Origin of the sequence: Bacillus cereus group sp. BfR-BA-01523 (assembly GCF_022662615.1) — a bacterium.
Lineage (GTDB): Bacteria > Bacillota > Bacilli > Bacillales > Bacillaceae_G > Bacillus_A > Bacillus_A mycoides.
This window is the reverse complement of the sequence record NZ_JAKUDX010000001.1, coordinates 781418-804533: the sequence shown is the minus strand read 5'-3', so window position 1 is coordinate 804533 and position 23116 is coordinate 781418. Positions and strand designations below refer to the sequence as shown.

Below are 23116 nucleotides of genomic sequence, written 5' to 3'. Positions count from 1 at the left end.
AAGGCAATTGAAATGTTTGAACAAAATGAATATGTGGAGCAATGGAAGAAGAAGGAGATATTCCGAAAGGGTATTTTGATATTGTATATTCCATCTATGCATTAGGATGGACTTCAGATTTAGGAAAAACGTTGGAACTGATTTATTCATATGTAAAGCCAGGAGGAAGTTTTATTTTTAGCTGGGAGCACCCAGTATATTCGAATTTACAGTATGGTACAGAAGAAATTGCTTTAAAGTCTTCTTATCATGAGGAAACTCCTATTACGTTTGAAACATTTAAAGGAGAAAATGTACAAGCGACATTATATAAGAGAAAAATAAGTACATACATAAATGAGTTAAATAGAGTGGGATTTACAATTGAGAAAATAGAAGAGCCTGAACCATCTAGCTCATTTGATGAAGAACTAGCTGAGCCGTCTACGAAATATTATTCTTTATATAAAGCTAGAATGGTGCCAACGACTTTTATTATTAAGGTGAGAAAGTAAAGTGCTTTATAAAAAGAAGCCTATCATTTCAAATAAATGAAATGATAGGCTTCTTTATTTTTTAAAAAATGAGGTCAAAGATGTACTTTTCATATGAAAATGCATTTCATATAAAAAGTGTAATTATTTTGGGGAAGGGGGATTGTTGTGCGTCATCATAGAAAGTGCAAAAAATTTGGAGTGGCACTGCCTCTTCCGCTTGAAGGAGCAACTGGCCGTACTGGTAACAGTGGTCCAACAGGTCCAACTGGAGGGCATGAAGGTCCGGTCGGGCCTCCGGGAATCACTGGACCTAGAGGCGCAACTGGTCCACAAGGTCCTCAAGGTATTCAAGGAATCCAAGGTCCGCGAGGGACAACAGGAGCTCAAGGAATACAAGGTGCCGTTGGTGATACTGGAGAGCAAGGTGTAACAGGTCCAGTTGGTTTGCAAGGTCCTCAAGGATTAATTGGAGAGCAAGGTCCAGTTGGTGATATTGGATTACAAGGACTAGAAGGTATACAAGGGATTACAGGACCTACTGGTAGTCAAGGGCTACAAGGTCCCCAAGGAATACAAGGAGAGATAGGAGAGCAAGGACAAACTGGCGCACAAGGAATACAAGGAGAAATGGGGGGGACTGGGATATCAGGTGTAACAGGTCCTCAAGGTGTCATTGGTCCAATTGGTTCTACTGGAATACAAGGAGCACAAGGCATAAGTGGAATAAAGGGGATAACAGGTGTGATAGGCCCACAAGGTCCACAAGGTTCTCAAGGAATACAAGGAATAGGCGGATCAATAGGTTTTCAAGGGGTAAAAGGAGTACGAGGGATAACAGGAGCAACAGGGAGTATTGGTACACAAGGCCTAGAAGGACCACCGGGTGGTCCGATGGGCACTACTGGTCCAATTGGTCCATCTAGTGGAGTGCCTGGTCCATCCGGTCCACCCGGTCCACCTGGTGGACCAACAGGTCCAGCGGGGGAAACTGGTGCACAAGGTGTAACAGGTGTGACTGGTGCAATAGGTATACAAGGAATACAAGGGATAACTGGTCCGAGTGGTCCTCAAGGTGTAATAGGTCCTCGAGGTTCCCAAGGTGTAGTTGGAGCAGTTGGAGTACAAGGTGCACAAGGTCCACAAGGTAACCAAGGAATAACAGGAGCAACCGGTGTAGAAGGTCCCATAGGTATACAAGGTCCGCAGGGAGAAATCGGTCCAACTGGTGCAGAAGGTCCTAAAGGAATGCAAGGTATACAAGGAGTAACTGGTACAACAGGAGCACAAGGTATGCAAGGATTACAAGGCATAACTGGTTCCACTGGTACAACAGGAGCAGCTGGAGTACAAGGTTCACAAGGAATACGAGGAGAAACAGGAGCAGCTGGAGCACAAGGTATACAAGGTCTACAAGGAATACGAGGGGAAACAGGAGCAGCTGGCGTTCAAGGGATACAAGGACCTCAAGGAATACAAGGGGAAAATGGATTGACTGGTCCACAAGGTGCTCAAGGTATGCAAGGAGTTCAAGGAATAACAGGTCCAACAGGAGCGATTGGTTTGCAAGGACCTCAAGGAATACAAGGGATATCAGGCCCAATCGGTCCACAAGGTACTCAAGGTGTTCAAGGAATCCAAGGAATAACAGGTCCAACAGGAGCGCAAGGAATTAGAGGTCCACAAGGGAATGTGGGGGAAGACGGCATAGCAGGCCCGCAAGGAATACAAGGCATGCAAGGTATTCAGGGACCCGAAGGACCACAAGGAAATGTTGGGATTACGGGTGTAACTGGAGAAACAGGCCAGGCGGGAGTAACAGGAGTAGCTGGAGCGCAAGGGTTGCAAGGTGTTCAAGGAATTATGGGGATACAAGGAATTACGGGAATGACAGGGGAAACAGGGACACCAGGGATAACTGGAATACAAGGAATCCAGGGTATACAAGGTATACAAGGTCCAACTGGTGTAAGTGGAATGACAGGGGTTAGTGGTAGCATAGGGTCAGTTGGAGCACAAGGTAGTCAAGGACCAATTGGAGCGGTGGGACCTATAGGAGTAACTGGGGGGAGTGGGCCTATAGGGTTTCTAGGAATAGTAGGAGCGACTGGGGCGACTGGTTTACCTAGCGGGGGCGGTTATTTCTTTTCTACTGCAACGACTGCAATTGCAGCGAATACGCTAATACCAATCAATTCTGGATCTACAATTTTTGGTTCTGGTGTAAGTTTAACAAATGCAACAACTGTAACGTTAAGTACGCCGGGAATATATTTAGTCAGCTATTATTTTCAAGGTGATCCAAATGGGGGGAATGAAACGATTTCCGTGAGGCTTACTTTAAATGGAACGCAAGTCGCAGGGAGTTTTATTCTTTATGTTACAGGAGGTACTTTTTTATTAGAACCAGCGATTTCGAATACGATGATAATTGAAGTTATTTCTCCAAATTCCACTTTGTCATTACAAAATGGTCCATTAGGTGTTGGTCATGTAACAACATTATCTGGTGTGATAACAGCTAGTTTAAATATATTAAAAATAGTTTGATGCGTTATAAACGGGAGGAGATGCTTGTGAAACATCAAGATAAGTGTAGTAAGTTTCAAGCACCTATTCCTTTTCCGCCGTCAGGTATTACGGGGCCAACTGGACCAACCGGTCCGACTGGTCCTTTAGGTGGACCGACTGGACCGCAAGGAATACAAGGGGTACAAGGGCCAATTGGTCCAACCGGTCCGGCCGGAATTCAAGGAATTCAAGGAGTGCAAGGGGTGCAGGGAGAAATCGGTCCAATAGGCCCAACAGGTTTAACTGGGCCACGAGGTTCTCAAGGGAGTCAAGGACTGATGGGGGAACAAGGTCCACAGGGAATACAAGGTGTTCAAGGAATACAAGGAGAAAGGGGGCCAGCCGGTCCAACCGGAATTCAAGGAATCCAAGGAATACCTGGTCCAATGGGAGAAACAGGTCTAACAGGAATACAAGGCATTCAAGGTATGCAAGGTGAAATTGGGCAGGCGGGTCCAACAGGAATACAAGGTATACAAGGAGTGCAAGGCGAATTAGGTCCGACTGGTCCAACAGGAAATACTGGTATACAAGGTATGCAAGGGGATTTAGGGAGTAGTGGTTTACAAGGTGTAACAGGTATACAAGGCATTCAGGGTCCGATTGGTCCAACGGGTCCAACAGGCTCTCAAGGAATTCAAGGGGAACAAGGGCCAATGGGATCAACAGGAGCAACTGGCGTTCAAGGTTTACAAGGGCCACAAGGTGAGATGGGTCTAACTGGTCCAACAGGTTCTCAGGGGATACAAGGAGTGCAAGGTGTAATAGGCCCAACAGGAGTAACGGGCTTGCAAGGGGATCCAGGTCCAACAGGCTCAACAGGCTCAACTGGGGGAATCGGCCCAACTGGATCTGCAACTGGTCCAACCGGTCCGCCAGGAGGCCCAACCGGCCCAACTGGTCCAGCAGGATCTCCAGGAGGTCCAACTGGTCCGACGGGAGCAACTGGGGCAACCGGAATGACAGGAGCAACTGGGACGACTGGAATCCAAGGCGTACAAGGAGTGATTGGCCCAACCGGAGTAACTGGTTTAACAGGTTTGCAAGGAGTACAGGGACCAATGGGGGCAACTGGTCCAACGGGTGACCAAGGCATTCAAGGTCCGCAAGGAGTAATGGGAGTAACCGGTCCAACTGGATTACAGGGTTTACAAGGAGTACAAGGACCGATAGGAGCAACAGGCCAGGCTGGTCCACAAGGAGTGCAAGGGGCACAAGGTCCAATTGGTCCAACAGGCCCGCAAGGAATACAAGGAATACAAGGTGAGCAAGGAGTAATGGGAGCAACCGGTCCAACAGGTTTACAGGGTCTACAAGGAATGCAAGGTCAGATTGGTCCAACTGGTCCTCAAGGAGTGCAAGGAGTGGTATAACAGGTCCAACTGGTCCTCAAGGAATTCAAGGAATACAAGGTCCACAAGGAGATATAGGTCCAACCGGTGCGACTGGAATACAAGGAGTGCAAGGTCCAGAGGGTCCAACTGGTCCAACGGGTGCAACAGGCCCGCAAGGAATTCAGGGAATACAAGGAATTCAGGGTCCAACCGGTCCACAGGGCATTCAAGGTCTACAAGGAATGCAAGGTCCGATTGGTCCAACAGGCCCAACTGGACCTCAAGGAATACAAGGAATAACCGGATCAACCGGTTCAACCGGTCCAACAGGAGTGACCGGACCAACGGGAGTAACGGGTCCACAAGGTCCACAAGGAATCCAAGGTCCACAAGGGACAACGGGGCAGGCGGGAGCAACCGGGGCAACTGGAGTAACAGGTTCTCAAGGAATTCAAGGAGTGCAAGGTCCACAAGGTGCCACGGGGCAGGCGGGAGCAACCGGGGCAACTGGAGTAACAGGTTCTCAAGGAATTCAAGGAGTGCAAGGTCCACAAGGAGTGACCGGATCGACTGGAGCAACTGGATCGACTGGCTCAACAGGTGCGACTGGACCGACAGGGATACAAGGAATAAGAGGAGTAACCGGTGCAACCGGTTCAACCGGAGTAACGGGTCCAACTGGTGCTACAGGTTCAACTGGATCAACCGGTCCAACTGGATCGTCTGCAATATCAACAGGTGGCGGCTATTTCTTTTCTACCTCAACAAGTACAATTGCAGCAAATGCCAACATTCCAATTAATTCAGGATCCACTGTATATGGAACTGGTGTATCTTTAACTAGTGCTACAACTGTCACGGTATCCACACCAGGAATATATTTAGTAAGCTACTATTTCCAAGGGGACGCGAATGGTGGGAATGAGACTGTATCTGTTAGGTTACTATTAAATGGAACACAAATAACAGGGAGTTTTATACAAAACGTAACGACATCAACTGTAGTAATCGAACCAGCTATTTCAAATACACTTCTTGTGAATGTAGCGAGTGCAAATTCAACGTTAATATTACAAAATGGTCCATTAGGTGTTGGGCATGTGACCACTATTGCAGGCACGATTACAGCAAGTTTAAATGTAGTGAGGATATTATAAAAAGTATAGGGAATATAAAAAACACAAGGAATGTCTTTATAGACATTCCTTGTGTTTTTTAATATTAAATAAACATTTTCTTTATCTTTTTGGTTGAAAAATATGCTGAAAGAAGTATTTGTGATGTAAGTTATCTACAACTTTATTTGCTTGATATGTGCGGTGTTGTTCGAGTCGAAGTCTTTGCTCCATCATTTTTATTGCGTGATCTGATAAACGTAACATTGTACCAGTCTCCTTTTCTATAAATATAGTTTTCTGATTGATATCGATTCCATATTTATAACTAAGGAGGCAAAGTGTGTAACATAGGCAAAAAGCACCTTCCTCTCCCATTACGCTTACGAGGTTAGCTGTCGGACTCGGGAAGTGAGAGTTTCCCTACTTGAAAAAGATTCGCCCCAAGTAGCATAGCTACAAAAATGGTTCCCCCGCTCCAAAATTTGGACTCAGCAAAAGGTTGTATAAAGTAAAAAATAACATAAATAAATAATTAAGTCAAACTATTTTGTGTTTTCTGTCTTTTGAGTTGCGTAAGAATCATGCCATCAGGTAGTGTTGTATCTGTTACTTCAATGAAGCTGTGTTTTTTATATAATGCGAGAGCTGGAGTATTGGCTTTACCTGTTTGTACAATGTATGTCATTGAAGACGAGAACATGTTAAATATATAAAGTAGCAGTTTCGTTGCGATTCCTTTTTGAAAAAAATCGGGCGATACAACTAATCTGTGGATATCGATTAGTTCTTCTTCTTGTATAAAAGAAATAAAGCCGACGAGTTTATTTTCAGAGAAATATCCATAGAATGTTTCATCACAATTTTGAATATCGTTTACAGTATCATATAAACGAGGTATTGCAGTACTGTTTAAAAAGTCTGCTTCAATTTTATAAGCTGGAATTTGAACATTTAAAATGGATGTTGCTACTTCATAAGAAGTGGGAAGTAATTTATGAATCATAGATAATAACGCCTCCTTTAAATATGATATATTAATATAATTGATTTGTGGGTAAGTTTGACAATTTTTTTCTTTTTTGCATATAATATATGTATCTCCATACATAAAATGTTCGTAGGTATATTTCTATAGTAGGATATGGTTAGCGTAGATAAATACGTAATCTTATATAAGAGTTTAGCTACTCTTGTATTTGATAATACAAACTATAATAGAAATGAGGGACTAAAAATGGGATGGATTATTACATTAATAGTTGGTGCTATTATAGGTATAATTGCTAGTTCTATAACGGGTAAAAATTTTCCAGCTGGTATGTTTGGAAATATAATTGCTGGTTTACTAGGAGCTTGGTTAGGTAGTAGATTATTTGGATCTTTTGGGCCATCGTTTGGTGGGATTCATGTCGTACCAGCATTATTAGGTGCAATTGTGTTAATTCTTATTGTATCATTTGTAGTAAAAGCTGCAAGAAAATAAAGGCTATTACTGATTGTTTTATAAAGCCCTTTTAGGGCTTTTCCTAATTAGAGAGGTGGTACACTTGGAGAAAGTAAATATAAGAAAAAGAGATAAGTTGAAAAAGTTTTTTAAAGAACAAAATTATTTAGCTGTACTACTTGGATTCGCGTTGCTGTTTGTAAATATATTATTACTTACAAAAATATCATTCGTTTTTACACCGTTCGTCGTATTTTTAAAAACAATCTTTTTCCCAGTATTATTAGCGGGAGTACTATTTTATATATTGCATCCATTCGTTTCTCTTTTAGAAAGAAAAGGTGTGTCGAGAATTGTGTCAATTGCCTCGATATATATAATTGTTCTTGGATTATTTGTTTTTCTTGCGGTCACGGTTATTCCAATTATTAAAGATCAAGTAAATGCTTTAATAGATAACTTGCCATATTTCGGGCATGAAATCGAAAGAGCAGCACGTAAATTTGGAGAAAGTAATGTAATTGGTAGAATGCAGGAAAGTTTAAATATTGATTTTGCTAATATCGTAAAAGATTCTACAATGAACTTTACAAAATCATTATCATCAGTAACAGGAAATGTAACTGGATTTTTAAGTACAATTACTGAAGTTGTTTTAACATTTGTAATGGTTCCATTTATTTTGTTCTATCTTTTAAAAGATGGTGAGCAATTACCGAATCATTTTTTAAAGTTTATATCTGAGCAAAGACAGCCAGCTGCGAAGAGAATACTAGATGATATGCATTATGCGATTAGTTCGTATATTAGAGGACAAATTATTGTTAGTTTATTTATCGGTATTATGCTATTCATTGGTTATCTAATAATCGGCATTAAATACGCTGTATTACTTGCTATTTTGGCGATGATTGTAAACATTGTTCCGTATGTAGGGCCAATTATCGCTATAACGCCAGCGTTAATTATCGCTTTTATTGACTCGCCAGCAATGATTTTAAAAGTAATTATTGTCATGATGGTTGTACAATTAGCAGAGGGGAAATTTATTTCACCACAAGTAATGGGCAAAAAGTTAGACATTCATCCAATTACTATCATTTTTATTATTTTAACTGCTGGAAATTTATTTGGAATTATGGGGATTATTTTAGCAATTCCAGGATATGCGATATTAAAAGTGTTAGTTACGCATAGTTATAGATTTGTTAAGTTGAATACGTAAAAAAAGAGCTAAAACAGAGAAATCTGTTTTAGCTCTTTTTCATTAACAATTGATTTGCGTATTGGCGTGCCCATTGATCAGCTTCTAATATAGCATCGAGTGAAGGATCTTTTACGTTATGATGAGCTTCAACTGTATTGTAAATTGTTTTTTCTATATCGAAAAATGCAATTTCATTTTTAAGAAATAGTGCATTTGCAATTTCGTTCGCTGCATTTAATACGGCTGGAGTTGTACCGCCAATTTTTCCACATTCAAATGTATATTGTAGACAGGGGAACTTCTCTAAATTTGGTTTTTCAAAATGCAAACTACCAATTTCTAATAAATTTAATTTTTCATAGGATGAAGGTAGTCGAGTAGGGTAGTGAAATGCATATTGAATCGGCATTCTCATATCAGGAGCACCGAGCTGTGCCATGACTGATCCATCAATAAATTCCACTAAAGAGTGAATGATACTTTCTTTATGAATCATAACATCAATTTTTTCATAAGGAATATCGAATAGCCACTTAGCTTCCATCACTTCAAACCCTTTATTCATTAACGTGGCAGAATCTATCGTTAGTTTTGCACCCATTAACCAGTTTGGGTGTTTTAAAGCATCCTTCGCTTTTAATATTTTCATTTCTTCACGTGTTTTATCACGAAAAGCGCCGCCAGAAGCTGTAACAATTAATTTTTCGATTTCCTTATTATTTTCCCCATTTAAACATTGGAAAATGGCTGAATGTTCACTATCAACTGGAATTAGGCGGCATCCGTTTTGTTTCGCTAGTTCGGTGACGATATGTCCAGCTGCAACTAAAGTTTCTTTGTTAGCGATAGCGATATCTTTCTTCGCCTTTAATGCTTCAATTGTTGGGAGTAAACCTGAAACACCGACAACTGAACTTAATACAAGATTTGTATCAGGATGGGTAGATACTTCAATTAAACCATCAGTTCCATATGTAATTTTTGTATTTGTTGAAATACGAGAACGTAATGTGTCCGCTAATTCTTTTGTCGCTACGCTTACAATACGAGGCTGAAACGATTCGATTTGTTTTTCGAGAAGATCGATATTATAATTTGCGGTTAAACCGACGATTTTAAAATGTTCAGGATGAGCGGAAACGACATCTAATGCAGATGTACCAATGGATCCTGTTGAACCTAAAATGGATATATATTTTACCATGAAAAAACCTCCAAAGTTGTTTCGAGTATTTCTGCAAACCTATATATTATTAGACAATTAAGGTGGAAATTCCTGCTATATAAAAAAGAAAATTAGGGTTTAATTGGAAAGGGAATGTGATAAACTGTAAAAAATAACTAAAAAGCAATGAAAGAGAAGAGTACATATTCAAAACTTTTCAGAGAGCTGATATTTGGTGGGAATCAGTAAGTGATGAATATGGAATGGGCTCTGGAGCTTCTAGCTGAAATGAGTAGGCGAAGACGGTTACTTCACGTTATAGAAGCTTGAAGTGAGCTATAATATAGCTAATTAAGGTGGTACCGCGGGAGTCTCTCGTCCTTTTTTAAGGATGAGAGGCTCTTTTTATTTTGAGAAAGGAGGAGTTAGGATGAGCGAGAAAATTATGTTAACAGGAATTAAGCCGACAGGTTATCCGCATTTAGGAAATTATATTGGTGCAATTAAACCTGCATTGCAAATGTTAAAAAACAAAGAAGGAAAAGCATTATATTTCATAGCAGACTATCATGCGTTAAATGCTGTGCATGATCCAGCAAAGTTCAGTAGTTATACGAAAGAGGTAGCAGCTACTTGGTTATCACTTGGGCTTGGAGAAGATGTTGTTTTTTACCGACAAACGGAAGTGCCGGAAATTCTAGAATTAGCTTGGATATTAGCTTGTCTAACTCCGAAAGGTCTTATGAACCGCGCTCATGCGTACAAAGCGAAGGTAGAGCAAAATAAAGAAGCGGGATTAGAGATAGATGATGGAGTTAATATGGGATTATATACGTATCCGATTTTAATGGCGGCTGATATATTATTATTTCAAGCTACTCATGTACCTGTCGGAAAAGATCAAATTCAGCATATTGAAATTGCGCGTGATATTGCGACGTACTTTAATCATACATTTGGCATGACATTTACACTTCCTGAGTATGTGATACAAGAAGAAGGAGCGATTTTACCTGGTCTTGATGGAAGAAAGATGAGTAAAAGTTATGGGAATGTTATCCCGTTATTTACAGAGCAAGAAAAGCTACGAAAGTTAATATTTAAAATCAAAACCGATTCTTCACTTCCAAATGAACCGAAAGAGCTAGAAACGTTATTTACAATTTATAAAGAATTTGCGACAGAAGATGAAATGCAGTCGATGCGTGAAAAGTATGAGACCGGCATTGGATGGGGCGATGTGAAAAAAGAGTTGTTTCGCGTTGTAGATCGTGAATTAGCCGGACCTCGTGAGAAATATGAGATGTATATGAATGAGCCAAATTTATTATACGAAGCGTTAGAGAGAGGTGCTGAGCAGGCACGAGCTATCGCAAAGGTAAATTTAGCGGAAATTAAAAAACGGATTGGATTTGAGAGGGGACGTTAAGCGTTCCCTTGTTTTTGCTGGTAATCTGTAATAATCCTATCAATAACAGGAGGGAGATTACTAGGTAATTCATCAAGTGAAAAGAAGCGCAGTTCTTTCGATTCCGTTTGATCGCATACAAGCTCACCGTGGAATTCTCGGCAAATATAAACAACGAGTACACCATGTACTTGATCACCGTTTGGATAGATTTGAAAGAAATCAGATCCTGAGTATGTACGGAAAAGTTCTGGATTTTTAATGATAAGTCCGGTTTCTTCATATACTTCTCGATTTAAAGCGTCTTCTAACGTTTCGTTATATTCTAAAGCGCCACCAATAATACCCCAGCGGTTAAAATCTGTCCGGAGCTGCAGTAATATTTCATTTTTCTCATTTAATATAATGGCGTGTGATCCGATTAAAATGAGTGGATGATTTCCTACTAGATTTCTCATGTCTTCAATATAGCCCATAATTCTTCTCCTTATATTTAATAATAATTAGGCAGTTCTTTTAACATTTTTTCTGTTTTACGTGCTGTAAATGCTAAGTTATGATCATCTTTTGTTCTAAAAAATAATGTGCGTAAAAAGATTTTAATGTTTGCGCATAAAATACAATACTCATTAAGGGAAAGGCGTTTTCTAATTTGAGGAAGCCTTTTTATTTTTTTATAAATAATTGAAATTAACTCATCTTGCGGGAAGTCATGATATAGCATAGATAGTAACGGTGTAACAATTCGTTCATCTTCATTATTATGAAAAAGATCCGATGGGATGAAAATTTTATTTAATAAACAATGAATTAATTCCTCGTACCATTCAAAGGTCGTATAGGAATTGTGAACAATTTCAGAAAAGGCATCAGATACGTGGGCAAGACAATGAGCCCATCCTTTATTTTCAATATAGCCTCGAAAATCCATTTCTAAGTTTGTGTATGTAATGAGTTTGTTTTTTATTTCTTCGATATCCTCCTCTGTAAAAAAGTAGTGCGAGTTAGCGAATTGGAGTATTAATGCAATTAACGAAACAGTGTAAGAACGTGTGAAAACCCCATCTGTAAGTGGGGAGTAAATGTCACAATATAAATACTCATCACTTAAACAAGTTTGTAGAAGTAATTTCAGTTGATCGTCCATAAGGAATTCATGATGAATGAAATGTGCAAAACATTTATATATAAGTTGGTAACGAACGTAACTATCAGTTGTTCCGATATATTGAAGCATATTGAGCGTTAACTCATTAATATCTATATGTTGCAGTTGCGTATAGTCATTTTGTTGTATAAGCTCTAACTGTTGTTGCAGCGCTGTAATATCCAATGGAGAACCTCCTCCGCACTTTAAAGATGCGATGTTTTCTAGTATTCTATATATTCAAGGACAATCCTGCTCATGCAAGGAGAACAAGTAGAAATTCGAGTATGACATAGATGAGGGAAGTATATGATGACTATAGAACAGTTAGAAAAACATTTTAAAATAAGAAAAAATGCTTCTTCTATAATAATAAAAGAAAATGATGCAGAGGTTTTTACAGAAGAGCAATTAGAAGAGATAATGCAATATTGCGTTGCTGAAGCTGAAAAAGATGGAATAGAAGAATTGCAATTTGAGATTTCTTCAAAAAGCCCAAATTATGATGTGTATAAGAAATGTTTCGAAACGTATTCATTTGAATATATTACTGAAAACATGATTGTATTTAAGGATATATATGAAGTAGAAGATATAGAAAGTGAAATTGATTTTAAGCTTATTGAAGAGATAGGCGAAGCCGCTTTTTATTCACTGTGGAATGAAGTGACGGGAGAACAAATCGATTATGATCAATTTGTAAATACGATGCTACAAGAAATAGGTGGGCAATGGAAAGAACATTGTTTAACAGCAAGTATCGATGAAGAGCCAATAGGAATTGTAATCCCGCATATTGAAAGAGGTACGTTAGAAGAAGGAAAACTTATGTATTTCGCAGTCGCTCCAAATATGCGAAATAAAGGGTATGAAGCAGCATTCTTTACAGGGGCAATGTTTGTATTAAAAGAAATAGGCGCATCTTATTATATTGGCGAGACAAATGTACAAAACGAGTGGATGAAGGATGTCTTTGAAAAGAACGGATGTCAGCAGCTGAGCTCTACTGAGCGATATGTGAGAAGGTTTTAGAAGGATGGATGGCTTACTCTCTCGAACTCATTTAGCGGGAATCCATGTACAAATTTTGAACAAGTAAAAGAACTTTTTGCATGTTTGTAAGATAAAAAGAAAAATCGAAACGACAAAGTAAGCTTTCCTATAATACAATAGAGAAGGATTAGACTATACGAAGAAAGCGTTGGTGAAAGTATGAAGCAGCAAAGAAATTGGCTACAAGCAACTGTAGAACGAAATGAAGATAATACGTTACATATAAAGTGGGAAAATAATATAGAAGAAGTTCGTATTTATTGGAGTACTTCACCAGATCATATTGAAGAAAATGGAGAATTACTTGTAACAGTAAGTGGGGATGCATGTACAATTGAAAACCCGAGTGAAAATGAGCGTCTATATTTTAGGTTAGTAGGAAGTAATGGACAAGCAGTCACAGTAGCTGAGCGTAGATTACCATTACAAGGTGCGTTTAACTTCCGTGATATGGGAGGATATGAAACGACTGAAGGCCGTAAAGTAAAATGGGGTAAATTGTATCGTTCTGAAGAATTAGCAGGATTAACAGAATGGGATATCGAGTATTTACAGAAGTCGGGTTTAAAGTTAATTTGTGATTACCGTACAGATTTTGAAGTGAAGCATAAGCCGAACCCAAGTGTTACAGGTGCTCGTCAAGTGTGCTTACCAGTTATGCAAGACTTGGCGAAAGACTTGAATATAAATGAATTTTTCCAAGTTGGTGACCTTTCTATGTTAGGGAAACCAGGCGAGTATCTTGTGAAAATGAATCAAGATTTCGTAAGTGGTAATGAAGCATTCGTGAGCTTCTTAAAACTGGCGCAAAACCCGGAAAACTTACCGTTAGTAAACCACTGTACAGCTGGAAAAGACCGTACAGGATTTGGCTCAGCATTATTATTACTTTTACTAGGTGTACCGGAAAAAACAGTAATGGAAGACTACTTACTAAGTAACGGTTTCCGTGAAAAGTTAAATGAAAAAATGATGGCCTTTTTAGGTGCGAAATTACAGAACGACGAAAGTAGAGCAATATTAGGTGCGATGTTTGAAGCTCGTGCTGAATATTTACAAGCTGCGATTGATGAAGTTAAAAAGCAATACGGATCAGTGGAAGCATACGCTGAAAAAGCTCTTGGCTTTACGAAAGAATCGTTAGAGGAAATGAAGGAATTATTGCTAGAAGATAAATAAGAAGAAGGGAGGCTGATTGGATTAGCCTCCTTTTATTATTGTTGCTATAATTAAGCTATGAGAAAATAGGAATTGAGGCGAACATCATGAAATACAAAGTAATACTATTCGACGTAGACGATACATTATTAGATTTCCCTGAAACAGAAAGAAACGCATTACATAACGCGTTTGTACAATTTGGCATGCCTACAGGGTATAATGATTATCTTGCAAGTTATAAAGAGATTAGTAATGGATTATGGAGAGATTTAGAGAATAAAATGATTACGCTAAGTGAATTAGCGGTAGATCGATTTAGACAATTATTTGCTCTTCATACTCTAGAAGTAGACGCGCAGCATTTTAGTGACGTATACCTTGAAAACTTAGGAAAAGAAGTACATCTTATAGATGGTGCAGTGCAATTATGTGAGAACCTTCAAGATTGCAAGTTAGGTATCATTACGAATGGATATACAAAAGTGCAACAATCTAGAATTGGAAATTCCCCTTTATGTAACTTCTTTGATCATATTATTATTTCTGAAGAAGTCGGCCATCAAAAACCAGCGCGTGAGATTTTTGATTATGCGTTTGAAAAGCTTGGGATTACTGATAAATCAAGTGTACTAATGGTTGGAGACTCGCTAACTTCTGATATGAAAGGTGGAGAAGATTACGGTATTGATACGTGTTGGTATAATCCGAGTCTGAAAGAAAACAAGACAAGTGTTAAGCCGACCTATGAAGTGGAGAACCTGCTACAAATTTTAGAAATTGCGGAAGTGGCGGAAGAAAAGGTAGCTTCATTTTAATAGAGTTAAGATTTTTCGATTAGTTGATATATATTAAGTTACGGTAGATATATTTGAAAAATCGTTCATATAAGTTCATATACTATGATGTGGAACAAAAAAAGATGGTACCAAGTCAAAATAATTTTACTGAAAGAAAACAGAAATAACACTAAATAATATATTTAGCTGTTTGTAATTGGTCATTACAAACAGCTAAAAAAACGATTGCCTCTTAGGATCCAAGCAATCGTTTTTTATTTTTTTCGGAGATGAAATTTGTATTTTTATACCCTATCTCCATCAAGTTTAAAAAATGTTTGTTCCCCAGTAATGAAAAAAATGAATTTAATTCTCATAAATAACTGTAAAGTGGTAAAAATTTCGTTTTGGGTGTAATTTAAAATCTTAAGTTAATGGGCATGGGGTGGAACCCTTTCCTTGTTTAGACCGGATATCCGCCTGTTGGCGGTGGCCAAGCACTAAATAATCTGCGAATCAGCACAATTTCTCCTAAATGGTAGGAGTTATGAGATGCAATATTCCGTAGAACACCGCCAGGGGTTTCACCAGGCCATTCCTCCAATGTTTTGTCCAATTGAACAGTTTGGGCGATCGTGCATGCCTGTTCAATCCCTTGAAGAAAATACTGAATAATCTGTTGCCACTCTTCCTCACTGCCAGGGCATTCTTCTTCAGGCCAGCTCTCTTTTACATGGGCAGGCAATGCAGGCTTCTTCCCCTGAGCGGATAATAAGAGAAAATCTTGCCAATAGGTCATGTGTTTCACTAATTGATAAATAGAATAAGGCAGTTCCTCTCTGCGTTTTCCCGCAAGCGCCACGTCTATATCCGACAAAGCATTCTTGATGGGAAGATGTCCTCGTTCCCCTCTTAACGATTTTACTAATGCCTGGCTAAACGCTTTATTTGATTGCTCCATAATAGCTGACTCCCATCCTGTTTTATTTTCTAATTTGCTGATTTTATGATTCCGTCTTTTTTATATGTACTAAATAAATTATAGAAGCTTTACGACTATTAAGAGAAAGTAAAATAAGGCAAGAGTCACTGACTTCTTAACGTACAGGAAATCGTAGGTTTTTATTTAATTAGTACCTTAATGTACAATTGTATTAACAGATAAATCAAAGGTTCGAATGACAACATTCAGGTCTGCGTTAATATCAGCCACTTTTGATTTTAGCTTTTCCGATCCCTCCTGAATTTTATCCAATTGATTTTATTGTGAATGAACTATGAGTTGATTATAATAATTAGAGTGAACTCTAAGTCAAGAAAAAAATAATAAAAGGATAGTTATTCTATTATGAGGGAGTTCGTGAAGCAAAAATAGCGCTACTATACTAAGGTCATTCACGTTTTATAATGCGATAATTAAATATTTATATATACATAGTTTCTCAGAGTGATGCGATGTCATGTATGAGCTGTGTAACAACTAGAGGTGAGTGAAGGATGTTAACGTTTTTATTTGAGTTAGACAAGGCTATCCCGCAGAAGGATGAGCCACGGTATGCTGCTTATGCAAATGGCTTTATTGAAGGGGATTTAACGATTCGCGTGAGTGACAGCGTATTTTTTCAGAAGTCATGCATGAAGGTTGCAGAGCTTGGCATTTATTTAGGACAGTGGATGGAACAAGTGCAACATGGGCAGAAAGAACAATTGAATTATGAAACGAGTGACCGTGAGGAAGTAATTCTCGGATTCGTATATGAAGAGGAAGATCAGTGGAGAGTTTTTTCCAGTTGGCAGCAATTTGAACTTCAAGAGCGTATATCAACTACAACATTAGTAAAGAGCGTTCAACGCTATTTATATGAGCTAAATAAGGAACTGCGCGCGATAGGATATCCTGTGACGTTTGATCAGTACTTAAGAGGAGAGCGAATGATGCAGCTTTCTTATAAACGACTGTGTGATAGTAAAGCGGATACGACTTCAATAGAGGTTTACAATGGAAGCGAAGGAGTAGGCGCAGTAAGGGGCTATTATAAAAATACGTTGATGAAAGTGCTAGACTTCATTCCGAAAGTCGGTAGTAATATCATTTATGAAATAAAGGATAGTAAGAACAATATTCGCGTCATTGCAAAGGATGTAAGTAGGCAGCGTCAAAGAAGGATTTTAGTAACGTACATCGATAATAATGATGCAGAGAATGAAATACTTGTATGTGACGGAAAGTTATTAGATGCAAATTTCTTATTTACTTTTACATATAAGACAGAAGAATATGTTGTTCACAAAACTTCAATTGGGCTTGGAAAATTATTACGAAACGGCTATGTAATCGCAGATTGGAATATTCGTCTTGAGGAAGATATGTATTATATCGAGATGGATGTATATGATGAGGATTATATAGAGGATCAATACTTACTGTTAGGTGTATTTCATGCTGTTTTGTATGGGTGATAAATGAAAAGTACTGGTATTCTTCATGGGAAGGATACCGGTATTTTTTATGTGGTCCTGGTGTGAAGATTGCATTTTGTCACTTTTCTTTTTTTGGGAATTTACAGTTATAACATCTCATATTTTGTTTATAATTGTAAATAGTTATTGAAATGTATAAATGTTATTTCTTTTTTTATAAATAAAAAATATAAAAAGGAAAAAATAATGCAACTTTTTAACACGCTTATTCGTGTTATATATGAAAGGAGGAGGGGGATGGAAATTGAAGAAATATATAAGGTTTATATAAACGATGTGTACCGGTATTTATTTTCCCTTTCTCGTAGCCATCACGTAGCGGAGGACTTGATGCAGGAGACTTTTTATCGGGCGTATCTTTATCTAGAAGACTATGAAAACCAAAAGGTAAAATCATGGCTTTTTAAAGTGGCATATCATACGTTTATTGATTTTGTAAGGAAAGAGAAAAAAGTATCTTTTGTAGGAACGGAGGAATTAGAGACAATACAAGCAGGGGAATCTACAGAAGAGTATGTAGTCGCAAAAAATAGTTATGAAAAATTAATTCAGATTATTCATACTTTACCAGTGGTAGAGGCGCAAGCTATTTTATTATGTGACGTACATCAATTAACGTACGAAGAGGGTGCTACTGTATTAGATTTAAAGGTAAATACTTATAAAAGTCACATATTTCGTGGGAGAAAGAGATTAAAAGAATTGTTAAAGGAGGAAAAGAGTCAAAATGACAAATGATAAACCTCATTCTGAACAAGATGATTATAAAGAATTGTTACAAGAAGCTCTTCATCAAAGACCAGATTCACTTCCTGATGGAAAACAGCAGCAAGTGTTGAAAATAGGTAAAAAAAGAGCTCGAATTACGAATGTGTTGATTGTATTTACTTTTTTATTACTTATTCAACCTATTTTATATATATCTACACTTTTATATTATACATTGGCACCTACAAACGCGATGGAGATACGGAATGTAGTAAATCAAACATTAAGTGTAACAGAACCTAATGTATTTATGAAAGAAAGGGACATGGAGCAAACAGTGTTACCGCTTAGTTTACAATTGCATTTTGATTTGTATAAAAGGGTAGGAAAGAAAGATATTCGAATAGGAGAAGAGAAAACAGATTATTTATTAAGTAGAGCAACGAAAGTAAGCCGTGAATATACAACAGATGAAAAAATTCCGGAAGTCCCATATATAGATAACGAGGTATTATCTCATCCTAATAATTATAATGTGTCTTATAATAGTAGCGAGGAAGCTCAGGTATTAAAAGGTCTTCCACAAGAATCTGTTGTAGAAGCATATGTATCTTTTAGAGAATTATTAAGTGTACAAGAGGTAACGGATACGTTTCCTACTATTGATATTGTTTGGTATGCCGTGAATACAGGATTAGAGGAGACGCAAAAGAATGATGAGGGTCAGTATGTTGCCCCAATCGGTTTTCCAGCAGATATGATTTCAAGTCCAAGTGGTCCTTTTTTAAGTGACTCACCTCATGAGGAACAATTTATTGATGTTTTAAAGTCATTACAGAAGCATGAAAATTTAGCAGTGAAGCTATCTAGAGCGAAAGTATTAGAGTTGTCACAGCGTATTTCTTTCCTTGAAAAAAATGGGATAAAAACATACGGGGCAGTTGTAACTGGACCTAAAGGAGAAGTTGAAAAATTGATGAGCCATGAAAAAGTTAGAAACTTGAAAGTAGGTGAAGCGAGATTATGGAATTGGCATTCTTAAAAAAAAGAAAGAGTCATATTTATAAACAGGAAACGTGGATGGGTATTATTTCATTAATTATTGCCTTTCTAGCGTTATTGTATTTGAACATTACATTGCTTATTCAAGAAACATTTATAGGCGAAGGTTTTCGAGAAATAGTTGGAGCTGGATTGATGTGTTCAGTCGTAGGCATGCTCACAAAAAGCAAAAGTCGAAAATATGCATTGTGGGCATGTAGTTTATTTGTTTTTATGATACTGTTTGCTGTATTTGGATTTATGCTAGGTTGGATGATAAGCTTTACGCCATAAATATGTGGAAAAGAGCGAATGTAGATTCGCTCTTTTTTAATGTGTAAAAAGTAAACTAGATAAGAGAAGAACCTATCAAATTTGAAAGGAGAGCACTATGCATCTAGGCTGTGGTTTTGTTGATATGTTTTCCGCTCACGATTCAGTATTATATATTAAACTTGGTGCCCTTTATTAATCCTCAAAAATAAAAACCTCATCAATCGTACTATGTAGTGCCCTCGCTATATCGTGAGCAAGCTGTAAGGAAGGGTTATACTTTCCTTTTTCAAGATGGCTAATCGTTTCACGACGTACACCAACCTTTTTCGCTAAATCTTCCTGCGTCATATGTACTTTGGCACGGTATTCTTTTATCTTCGTTACGAACGCCATGGTGCATCTTCCATTTCATCAACTGGTTTATCGTAAAAGAAGGTAGAGAATCCGAATGTAAGAATGAGTGTGCTGAAAATAAGAGCAATATCAATCTCTTGTAGTGTAGGATTCGGAAATAACATTTCAATAAAGATAATGATAGCGGTAGTTAATAACGTAACGATAAAGGCGTTGCGGCAAGATTTATTGACGATTTGTTCAAATAGTTCATCGTGTTGAACTTTTCTATACGTCGTGAAAAAGGAGAAGAAACAAAACATAGTAAACAATCCTTTTTCATAAAAAAATCCGAGAAACCCAAAGAAACCGAGAAATCCTAAATATTTTATCCAAGTCGTTTTCATGATAGATTCTCCTTTCGATGTTAGAAATAAAGTGAAACTTTAATCAGTGGGGGGTGTTCATCCCCCACTGATTATTAGCCTTCACCAATCGGGCGTTTACGGGCAGCAGGGCTCCCACCTAACTTCTTTGCTCCAGCCGAATTTTGAGGTGGGAGTCTTACTGCCAGCTAATGCGGGATAAATCACTATATGTTATAAATATATCACATATGGAAATTCATAGTAATAATAGTTTTGCGATTTATTTCATAATAATAGTAAAAAAGGTTAAATATTCTGTAAAATAAAAAGGGAAATATCGTAAAATGGATGTAAGGAGGGGGAGGACGAAATGTTAACTGGGATAATGATCGTTATATTACTTGTAGTTATTACTGTAATTGGAACGGTGTTAATTGGGCGAAATGGTGATGCGAATTATAGTAAAGCGACAAAAGGAAATATTAAACGACTTACGATGATTTATATAATACTAGCTGTTGTTTTAATTGTTGGATTAGGGGTTTATATTTATTTTAAAGGTTAAAAAAACTGAAAAATGTAAAAATATATAAATATAAGTATGCTATAATGTTAATATAGTTAATTGGTAATTAAGGAAAGGATTGGATGTAATGATCGAAATTTTGAATGTGTCAAAAAGTTATAATGGATCTACCTATGCAGTAAAAGATTTAAGTTTATCTGTACCGAGCGGAGAAATCTTTGGGTTTTTAGGACCGAATGGTGCGGGTAAATCAACGACAATTAAGATGATTACTGGTATTCATGGGGTGGACAAAGGAACCATTACAATCAACGGTAAAGATATTATGAAAAATCCGATGGAAGCGAAGAAAACATTTGGCTATGTTCCAGATAGCCCGGATATGTTTTTACGATTAAAAGGGATTGAATATTTAAACTTTATGGCTGATATGTATGAAGTACCGAAGGAAGTAAGACAAGAACGAATAGAGTCATTAGCGAAGAAGTTTGATCTGTACAATGCTTTATCTGATCAAATTCAAAGTTATTCACACGGTATGAGACAAAAGATTGTTATTATCGGTGTGCTCGTACATGAACCAGATGTGTGGATTTTAGATGAACCGTTAACAGGTCTTGACCCGAAATCTGCATATATTTTAAAAGAAATGATGAGAGAACATGCTGATAAAGGGAAGATTGTATTTTTCTCGACACACGTATTAGAAGTAGCTGAAAAAATATGTGACCGCGTCGCGATTATTAATAAGGGAAATCTTCAGTTTAAAGGGAATTTAAATGAAATGAGAGATCATTTTGAATCCAATGAATCACTTGAAAAAATGTTCTTGGAGATGACGGGCAATGAGTAAAATTTGGACGTTAACGAAAGTATTATTGAAATTAAATTATGCAGATTTCATAACAGATAAAAAGAAAAGATGGGCGTATTTATTTTCATTTGCAGCCATTTTATTTGTAGGTTTTTTAATATTCGGTTCGATGACCCATGGAATATATGAAGGAATGATACACCTCGGACAGGATCCAGGAATTGTTATTGCGATGGGATTAGCAGTTGCTAGTATATGGGTATTTTTGATGAGTATTATGAACATTTTAACAGTGTTTTACTATAGTAATGATGTTGAAATGTTGCTACCGTTACCGTTAAAACCAGCGCAAATTATTTCGGCAAAGTTCTTTACAGTGTTAATTACACAATACGTAATGAGCTCGTTTATTTTATTGCCTATCTTTATTACTTACGGTTTAAAGAGTGGTGCTTTCATTACATATTACATTTATATGATTGTCATTTACTTATTCTTCCCGATCATTCCGCTAGTTTTAGCTTCGTTAATTATGACAATTATTATGAGGTATACGAATATAGCGAAAAATAAAGATCGAGGAAGTATATTTATTGGAATCGTAAGTATACTATTTATCGTCGGAATCAATGTATTTATGCAATGGAGAAATAAAAGTGCAGTATCTGGAGCTGGAGATTCAGTTGCGAATTATCTTACAAATAATCAATCCTCCCTTTTCATACAAATGACAAATTATTTTCCGACTACATATTTTGGTGCAATGGGATTAGTAGAAAATGCATCGTGGAAGGGAATATTATACGTACTAATATATATTCTTATTTCTATCGCATTTTTCGGTTTGTTTTATTACATTGCAGAGCGTACATATTTAAAAGGGGTTATTGGACTTTCAACGAGTACAGCAAAGAAAGAGGTAATTTCAGCAGAAGGTTTACAGAAATCCACAGTACAAAGTTCTCATTTAAAAGCATATGTGAAAAAAGAATTTAAAACGTTATTCCGCACGCCACAATTTTTCTTAAATTGTATTGTGCAAACTTTCGTTATGCCAATTATGCTGTTCTTTGTTTTGTTTGTACAAGATGGAAATTTAAAATGGATTACAGGGTATATTGATAATCCAGAATCAGCAGGTTTCGCAATTGGTGTTGGCCTTTGTGCATCCTTATTTTTAATGGGGAGTAACGTTATTGCAACAACGTCATTCTCACGAGATGGAAGCTCTTGGTTTGTGAATCGCTACTTACCAGTAAAGGCTTCGGATATCTTTTTTGCGAAAGCGATAACGGCCTGGTTAATTAATGTAGTCATTTTAGGAGTATTCGGTATTACAATGGCATTTGTAGCAGGTATTTCGCCAGTCTTCATGATACTTTGGTTCTTACTAAGTGCGAACGGTTTATTGTTAATTAATTTAATCGGTACACGCTGGGATGCACAAACTGCAGATATTCATTGGGATACAGAACAGAAATTATTTAAAAGTCGATATACAACTTTGTGGAATTTTTTAGCTAATATTTTAATAGCTTTAGTTATTGTAGCGGGTGTAAGTGTATTATACTTCTTCCTTCAAGTAGGACTTTGGATTATGTTTATCGTTTTATTTGTAATGTTTACGATTGTAAATTATATCTTTATTAAAATTTTAAAATTAGGCGCTGAGCGTATATTGTCAAATATTAATTAAAAAGGTAGATCCTCTG

The 23116-nt window shown here is 37.3% G+C and carries 22 protein-coding genes, 2 pseudogenes, 1 riboswitch and 1 other annotated feature; of the genes and pseudogenes, 16 read left to right on the top strand and 8 right to left on the bottom strand.

Translation table 11 applies throughout. The annotated features are described in order from the left end of the window. Nucleotides 1-29: 29 nt before the first annotated feature. From MR066_RS04095 to MR066_RS04085, 3 genes and pseudogenes are all read left to right on the top strand, one after another. Nucleotides 30-494: pseudogene (locus MR066_RS04095) on the top strand (methyltransferase domain-containing protein); the annotation flags it as partial. 147 nt (nucleotides 495-641) lie between these two features. Next, a complete protein-coding gene (locus MR066_RS04090; protein WP_242246057.1) occupies nucleotides 642-3023 on the top strand; it encodes a collagen-like protein in 2382 nt (793 codons plus the stop codon). 20 nt (nucleotides 3024-3043) lie between these two features. Further along, nucleotides 3044-5535, top strand: a pseudogene (locus MR066_RS04085) (BC_3345 family exosporium-associated protein). 81 nt (nucleotides 5536-5616) lie between these two features. Here MR066_RS04085 and MR066_RS04080 read toward each other — a convergent pair. Both MR066_RS04080 and MR066_RS04075 read right to left on the bottom strand, forming a co-directional pair. After that, a complete protein-coding gene (locus MR066_RS04080; RefSeq protein WP_000945246.1) occupies nucleotides 5617-5760 on the bottom strand; it encodes a hypothetical protein in 144 nt (47 codons plus the stop codon). A 97-nt stretch (nucleotides 5761-5857) separates the two neighbouring features. Beyond that, nucleotides 5858-6000: riboswitch (cyclic di-AMP (ydaO/yuaA leader) on the bottom strand. Nucleotides 6001-6028: 28 nt separating this feature from the next. Continuing rightward, a complete protein-coding gene (locus MR066_RS04075; protein WP_016096671.1) occupies nucleotides 6029-6499 on the bottom strand; it encodes a GNAT family N-acetyltransferase in 471 nt (156 codons plus the stop codon). Between the two features lie 231 nt (nucleotides 6500-6730). On the opposite strand from MR066_RS04075, the gene MR066_RS04070 reads away from it, so the two are divergent. Together MR066_RS04070 and MR066_RS04065 are read left to right on the top strand one after the other, a co-directional pair. Beyond that, the gene (locus MR066_RS04070; protein ID WP_002033357.1) at nucleotides 6731-6979 is read left to right on the top strand and encodes a GlsB/YeaQ/YmgE family stress response membrane protein; all 249 of its coding nucleotides are present in this window, start codon (nucleotides 6731-6733) and stop codon (nucleotides 6977-6979) included. 64 nt (nucleotides 6980-7043) lie between these two features. Then, complete coding sequence (locus MR066_RS04065; protein ID WP_201065059.1) at nucleotides 7044-8165, top strand: AI-2E family transporter; 1122 nt, start codon at nucleotides 7044-7046, stop codon at nucleotides 8163-8165. Nucleotides 8166-8193: 28 nt separating this feature from the next. Here MR066_RS04065 and MR066_RS04060 read toward each other — a convergent pair whose 3' ends face one another. Continuing rightward, complete coding sequence (locus tag MR066_RS04060) at nucleotides 8194-9351, bottom strand: 1-deoxy-D-xylulose-5-phosphate reductoisomerase (RefSeq protein ID WP_242246056.1); 1158 nt, start codon at nucleotides 9349-9351, stop codon at nucleotides 8194-8196. A 138-nt stretch (nucleotides 9352-9489) separates the two neighbouring features. Next, nucleotides 9490-9698 (top strand) — a binding site (T-box leader). A gap of 44 nt (nucleotides 9699-9742) precedes the next feature. On the opposite strand from MR066_RS04060, the gene MR066_RS04055 reads away from it, so the two are divergent. Continuing rightward, on the top strand, nucleotides 9743-10741 hold the full coding sequence (locus MR066_RS04055; protein ID WP_242246055.1) for a tryptophan--tRNA ligase: 999 nt from the start codon (nucleotides 9743-9745) through the stop codon (nucleotides 10739-10741). Here the strand turns inward: MR066_RS04055 and MR066_RS04050 are convergent. Together MR066_RS04050 and MR066_RS04045 are read right to left on the bottom strand one after the other, a co-directional pair. After that, nucleotides 10738-11196, bottom strand: coding sequence for an NUDIX hydrolase (locus MR066_RS04050; RefSeq protein WP_242246054.1), 459 nt, complete (start codon nucleotides 11194-11196; stop codon nucleotides 10738-10740). The two genes, MR066_RS04055 and MR066_RS04050, sit on opposite strands and share 4 nt — an antisense overlap. Before the next feature lie 17 nt (nucleotides 11197-11213). Further along, nucleotides 11214-12053, bottom strand: a complete 840-nt coding sequence (locus MR066_RS04045) for a DUF2785 domain-containing protein (RefSeq protein WP_098765405.1) — start codon at nucleotides 12051-12053, stop codon at nucleotides 11214-11216. Nucleotides 12054-12176: 123 nt separating this feature from the next. On the opposite strand from MR066_RS04045, the gene MR066_RS04040 reads away from it, so the two are divergent. The 3 genes from MR066_RS04040 (at nucleotide 12177) to MR066_RS04030 (ending at nucleotide 14896) form a co-directional block, all read left to right on the top strand. After that, a complete protein-coding gene (locus MR066_RS04040) occupies nucleotides 12177-12899 on the top strand; it encodes a GNAT family N-acetyltransferase (RefSeq protein WP_002084403.1) in 723 nt (240 codons plus the stop codon). A gap of 180 nt (nucleotides 12900-13079) precedes the next feature. Next, entirely contained in the window at nucleotides 13080-14099 is a 1020-nt protein-coding gene (locus MR066_RS04035) for a tyrosine-protein phosphatase (protein WP_242246053.1), read from the top strand. A gap of 86 nt (nucleotides 14100-14185) precedes the next feature. Continuing rightward, on the top strand, nucleotides 14186-14896 hold the full coding sequence (locus MR066_RS04030; protein WP_201031452.1) for a YjjG family noncanonical pyrimidine nucleotidase: 711 nt from the start codon (nucleotides 14186-14188) through the stop codon (nucleotides 14894-14896). Between the two features lie 424 nt (nucleotides 14897-15320). On the opposite strand, the gene MR066_RS04025 is transcribed toward MR066_RS04030, so the two are convergent. Further along, nucleotides 15321-15818 carry a DinB family protein gene (locus MR066_RS04025; RefSeq protein ID WP_002013992.1) on the bottom strand — a complete coding sequence of 166 codons (498 nt, stop codon included), beginning with the start codon at nucleotides 15816-15818 and terminating at the stop codon, nucleotides 15321-15323. A 536-nt stretch (nucleotides 15819-16354) separates the two neighbouring features. Here MR066_RS04025 and MR066_RS04020 point away from each other — a divergent pair. From MR066_RS04020 to MR066_RS04005, 4 genes are all read left to right on the top strand, one after another. Next, nucleotides 16355-17317, top strand: a complete 963-nt coding sequence (locus MR066_RS04020) for a tubby C-terminal domain-like protein (protein WP_242246052.1) — start codon at nucleotides 16355-16357, stop codon at nucleotides 17315-17317. A 258-nt stretch (nucleotides 17318-17575) separates the two neighbouring features. Next, nucleotides 17576-18076, top strand: a complete 501-nt coding sequence (locus tag MR066_RS04015; protein WP_002013989.1) for a sigma-70 family RNA polymerase sigma factor — start codon at nucleotides 17576-17578, stop codon at nucleotides 18074-18076. After that, nucleotides 18066-19088, top strand: a complete 1023-nt coding sequence (locus MR066_RS04010; protein WP_242246051.1) for an anti-sigma factor — start codon at nucleotides 18066-18068, stop codon at nucleotides 19086-19088. The genes MR066_RS04015 and MR066_RS04010 overlap by 11 nt, the downstream gene beginning before the upstream one ends. Then, complete coding sequence (locus tag MR066_RS04005) at nucleotides 19070-19381, top strand: hypothetical protein (protein ID WP_002165372.1); 312 nt, start codon at nucleotides 19070-19072, stop codon at nucleotides 19379-19381. The genes MR066_RS04010 and MR066_RS04005 overlap by 19 nt, the downstream gene beginning before the upstream one ends. A 174-nt stretch (nucleotides 19382-19555) precedes the next feature. Here MR066_RS04005 and MR066_RS04000 read toward each other — a convergent pair whose 3' ends face one another. Together MR066_RS04000 and MR066_RS03995 are read right to left on the bottom strand one after the other, a co-directional pair. Continuing rightward, a complete protein-coding gene (locus tag MR066_RS04000; protein WP_002084410.1) occupies nucleotides 19556-19756 on the bottom strand; it encodes a helix-turn-helix transcriptional regulator in 201 nt (66 codons plus the stop codon). Then, nucleotides 19744-20103 (bottom strand): DUF3796 domain-containing protein, encoded by a 360-nt coding sequence (locus MR066_RS03995; protein ID WP_002033294.1) that lies wholly within the window; start codon nucleotides 20101-20103, stop codon nucleotides 19744-19746. The genes MR066_RS04000 and MR066_RS03995 overlap by 13 nt, the downstream gene beginning before the upstream one ends. A 331-nt stretch (nucleotides 20104-20434) precedes the next feature. On the opposite strand from MR066_RS03995, the gene MR066_RS03990 reads away from it, so the two are divergent. The 3 genes from MR066_RS03990 (at nucleotide 20435) to MR066_RS03980 (ending at nucleotide 23100) form a co-directional block, all read left to right on the top strand. After that, complete coding sequence (locus tag MR066_RS03990; protein ID WP_002142517.1) at nucleotides 20435-20629, top strand: hypothetical protein; 195 nt, start codon at nucleotides 20435-20437, stop codon at nucleotides 20627-20629. A gap of 88 nt (nucleotides 20630-20717) precedes the next feature. Beyond that, entirely contained in the window at nucleotides 20718-21443 is a 726-nt protein-coding gene (locus MR066_RS03985; protein ID WP_002033261.1) for an ABC transporter ATP-binding protein, read from the top strand. Continuing rightward, nucleotides 21436-23100: a putative ABC transporter permease subunit gene (locus MR066_RS03980; RefSeq protein WP_002167957.1), complete on the top strand. Its 1665-nt coding sequence runs from the start codon at nucleotides 21436-21438 to the stop codon at nucleotides 23098-23100. The genes MR066_RS03985 and MR066_RS03980 overlap by 8 nt, the downstream gene beginning before the upstream one ends. The last annotated feature ends 16 nt before the right edge of the window (nucleotides 23101-23116 follow it).

Excerpts from the sequence above, each read along its gene's own strand:
- MR066_RS04040 (WP_002084403.1), top strand. The coding sequence starts at position 12,177 with ATGATGACTATAGAACAGTTAGAAAAACATTTTAAAATAAGAAAAAAT.
- MR066_RS04055 (WP_242246055.1), top strand. The coding sequence starts at position 9,743 with ATGAGCGAGAAAATTATGTTAACAGGAATTAAGCCGACAGGTTATCCG.
- MR066_RS04070 (WP_002033357.1), top strand. The coding sequence starts at position 6,731 with ATGGGATGGATTATTACATTAATAGTTGGTGCTATTATAGGTATAATT.
- MR066_RS04080 (WP_000945246.1), bottom strand. The coding sequence starts at position 5,760 with ATGTTACGTTTATCAGATCACGCAATAAAAATGATGGAGCAAAGACTT.
- MR066_RS04020 (WP_242246052.1), top strand. The coding sequence starts at position 16,355 with ATGTTAACGTTTTTATTTGAGTTAGACAAGGCTATCCCGCAGAAGGAT.
- MR066_RS04005 (WP_002165372.1), top strand. The coding sequence starts at position 19,070 with ATGGAATTGGCATTCTTAAAAAAAAGAAAGAGTCATATTTATAAACAG.
- MR066_RS04030 (WP_201031452.1), top strand. The coding sequence starts at position 14,186 with ATGAAATACAAAGTAATACTATTCGACGTAGACGATACATTATTAGAT.
- MR066_RS03985 (WP_002033261.1), top strand. The coding sequence starts at position 20,718 with ATGATCGAAATTTTGAATGTGTCAAAAAGTTATAATGGATCTACCTAT.
- MR066_RS04075 (WP_016096671.1), bottom strand. The coding sequence starts at position 6,499 with ATGATTCATAAATTACTTCCCACTTCTTATGAAGTAGCAACATCCATT.
- MR066_RS03990 (WP_002142517.1), top strand. The coding sequence starts at position 20,435 with ATGTTAACTGGGATAATGATCGTTATATTACTTGTAGTTATTACTGTA.
- MR066_RS04050 (WP_242246054.1), bottom strand. The coding sequence starts at position 11,196 with ATGGGCTATATTGAAGACATGAGAAATCTAGTAGGAAATCATCCACTC.
- MR066_RS04060 (WP_242246056.1), bottom strand. The coding sequence starts at position 9,351 with ATGGTAAAATATATATCCATTTTAGGTTCAACAGGATCCATTGGTACA.
- MR066_RS04010 (WP_242246051.1), top strand. The coding sequence starts at position 18,066 with ATGACAAATGATAAACCTCATTCTGAACAAGATGATTATAAAGAATTG.
- MR066_RS04000 (WP_002084410.1), bottom strand. The coding sequence starts at position 19,756 with ATGGCGTTCGTAACGAAGATAAAAGAATACCGTGCCAAAGTACATATG.
- MR066_RS04025 (WP_002013992.1), bottom strand. The coding sequence starts at position 15,818 with ATGGAGCAATCAAATAAAGCGTTTAGCCAGGCATTAGTAAAATCGTTA.
- MR066_RS03980 (WP_002167957.1), top strand. The coding sequence starts at position 21,436 with ATGAGTAAAATTTGGACGTTAACGAAAGTATTATTGAAATTAAATTAT.
- MR066_RS04015 (WP_002013989.1), top strand. The coding sequence starts at position 17,576 with ATGGAAATTGAAGAAATATATAAGGTTTATATAAACGATGTGTACCGG.
- MR066_RS04035 (WP_242246053.1), top strand. The coding sequence starts at position 13,080 with ATGAAGCAGCAAAGAAATTGGCTACAAGCAACTGTAGAACGAAATGAA.
- MR066_RS03995 (WP_002033294.1), bottom strand. The coding sequence starts at position 20,103 with ATGAAAACGACTTGGATAAAATATTTAGGATTTCTCGGTTTCTTTGGG.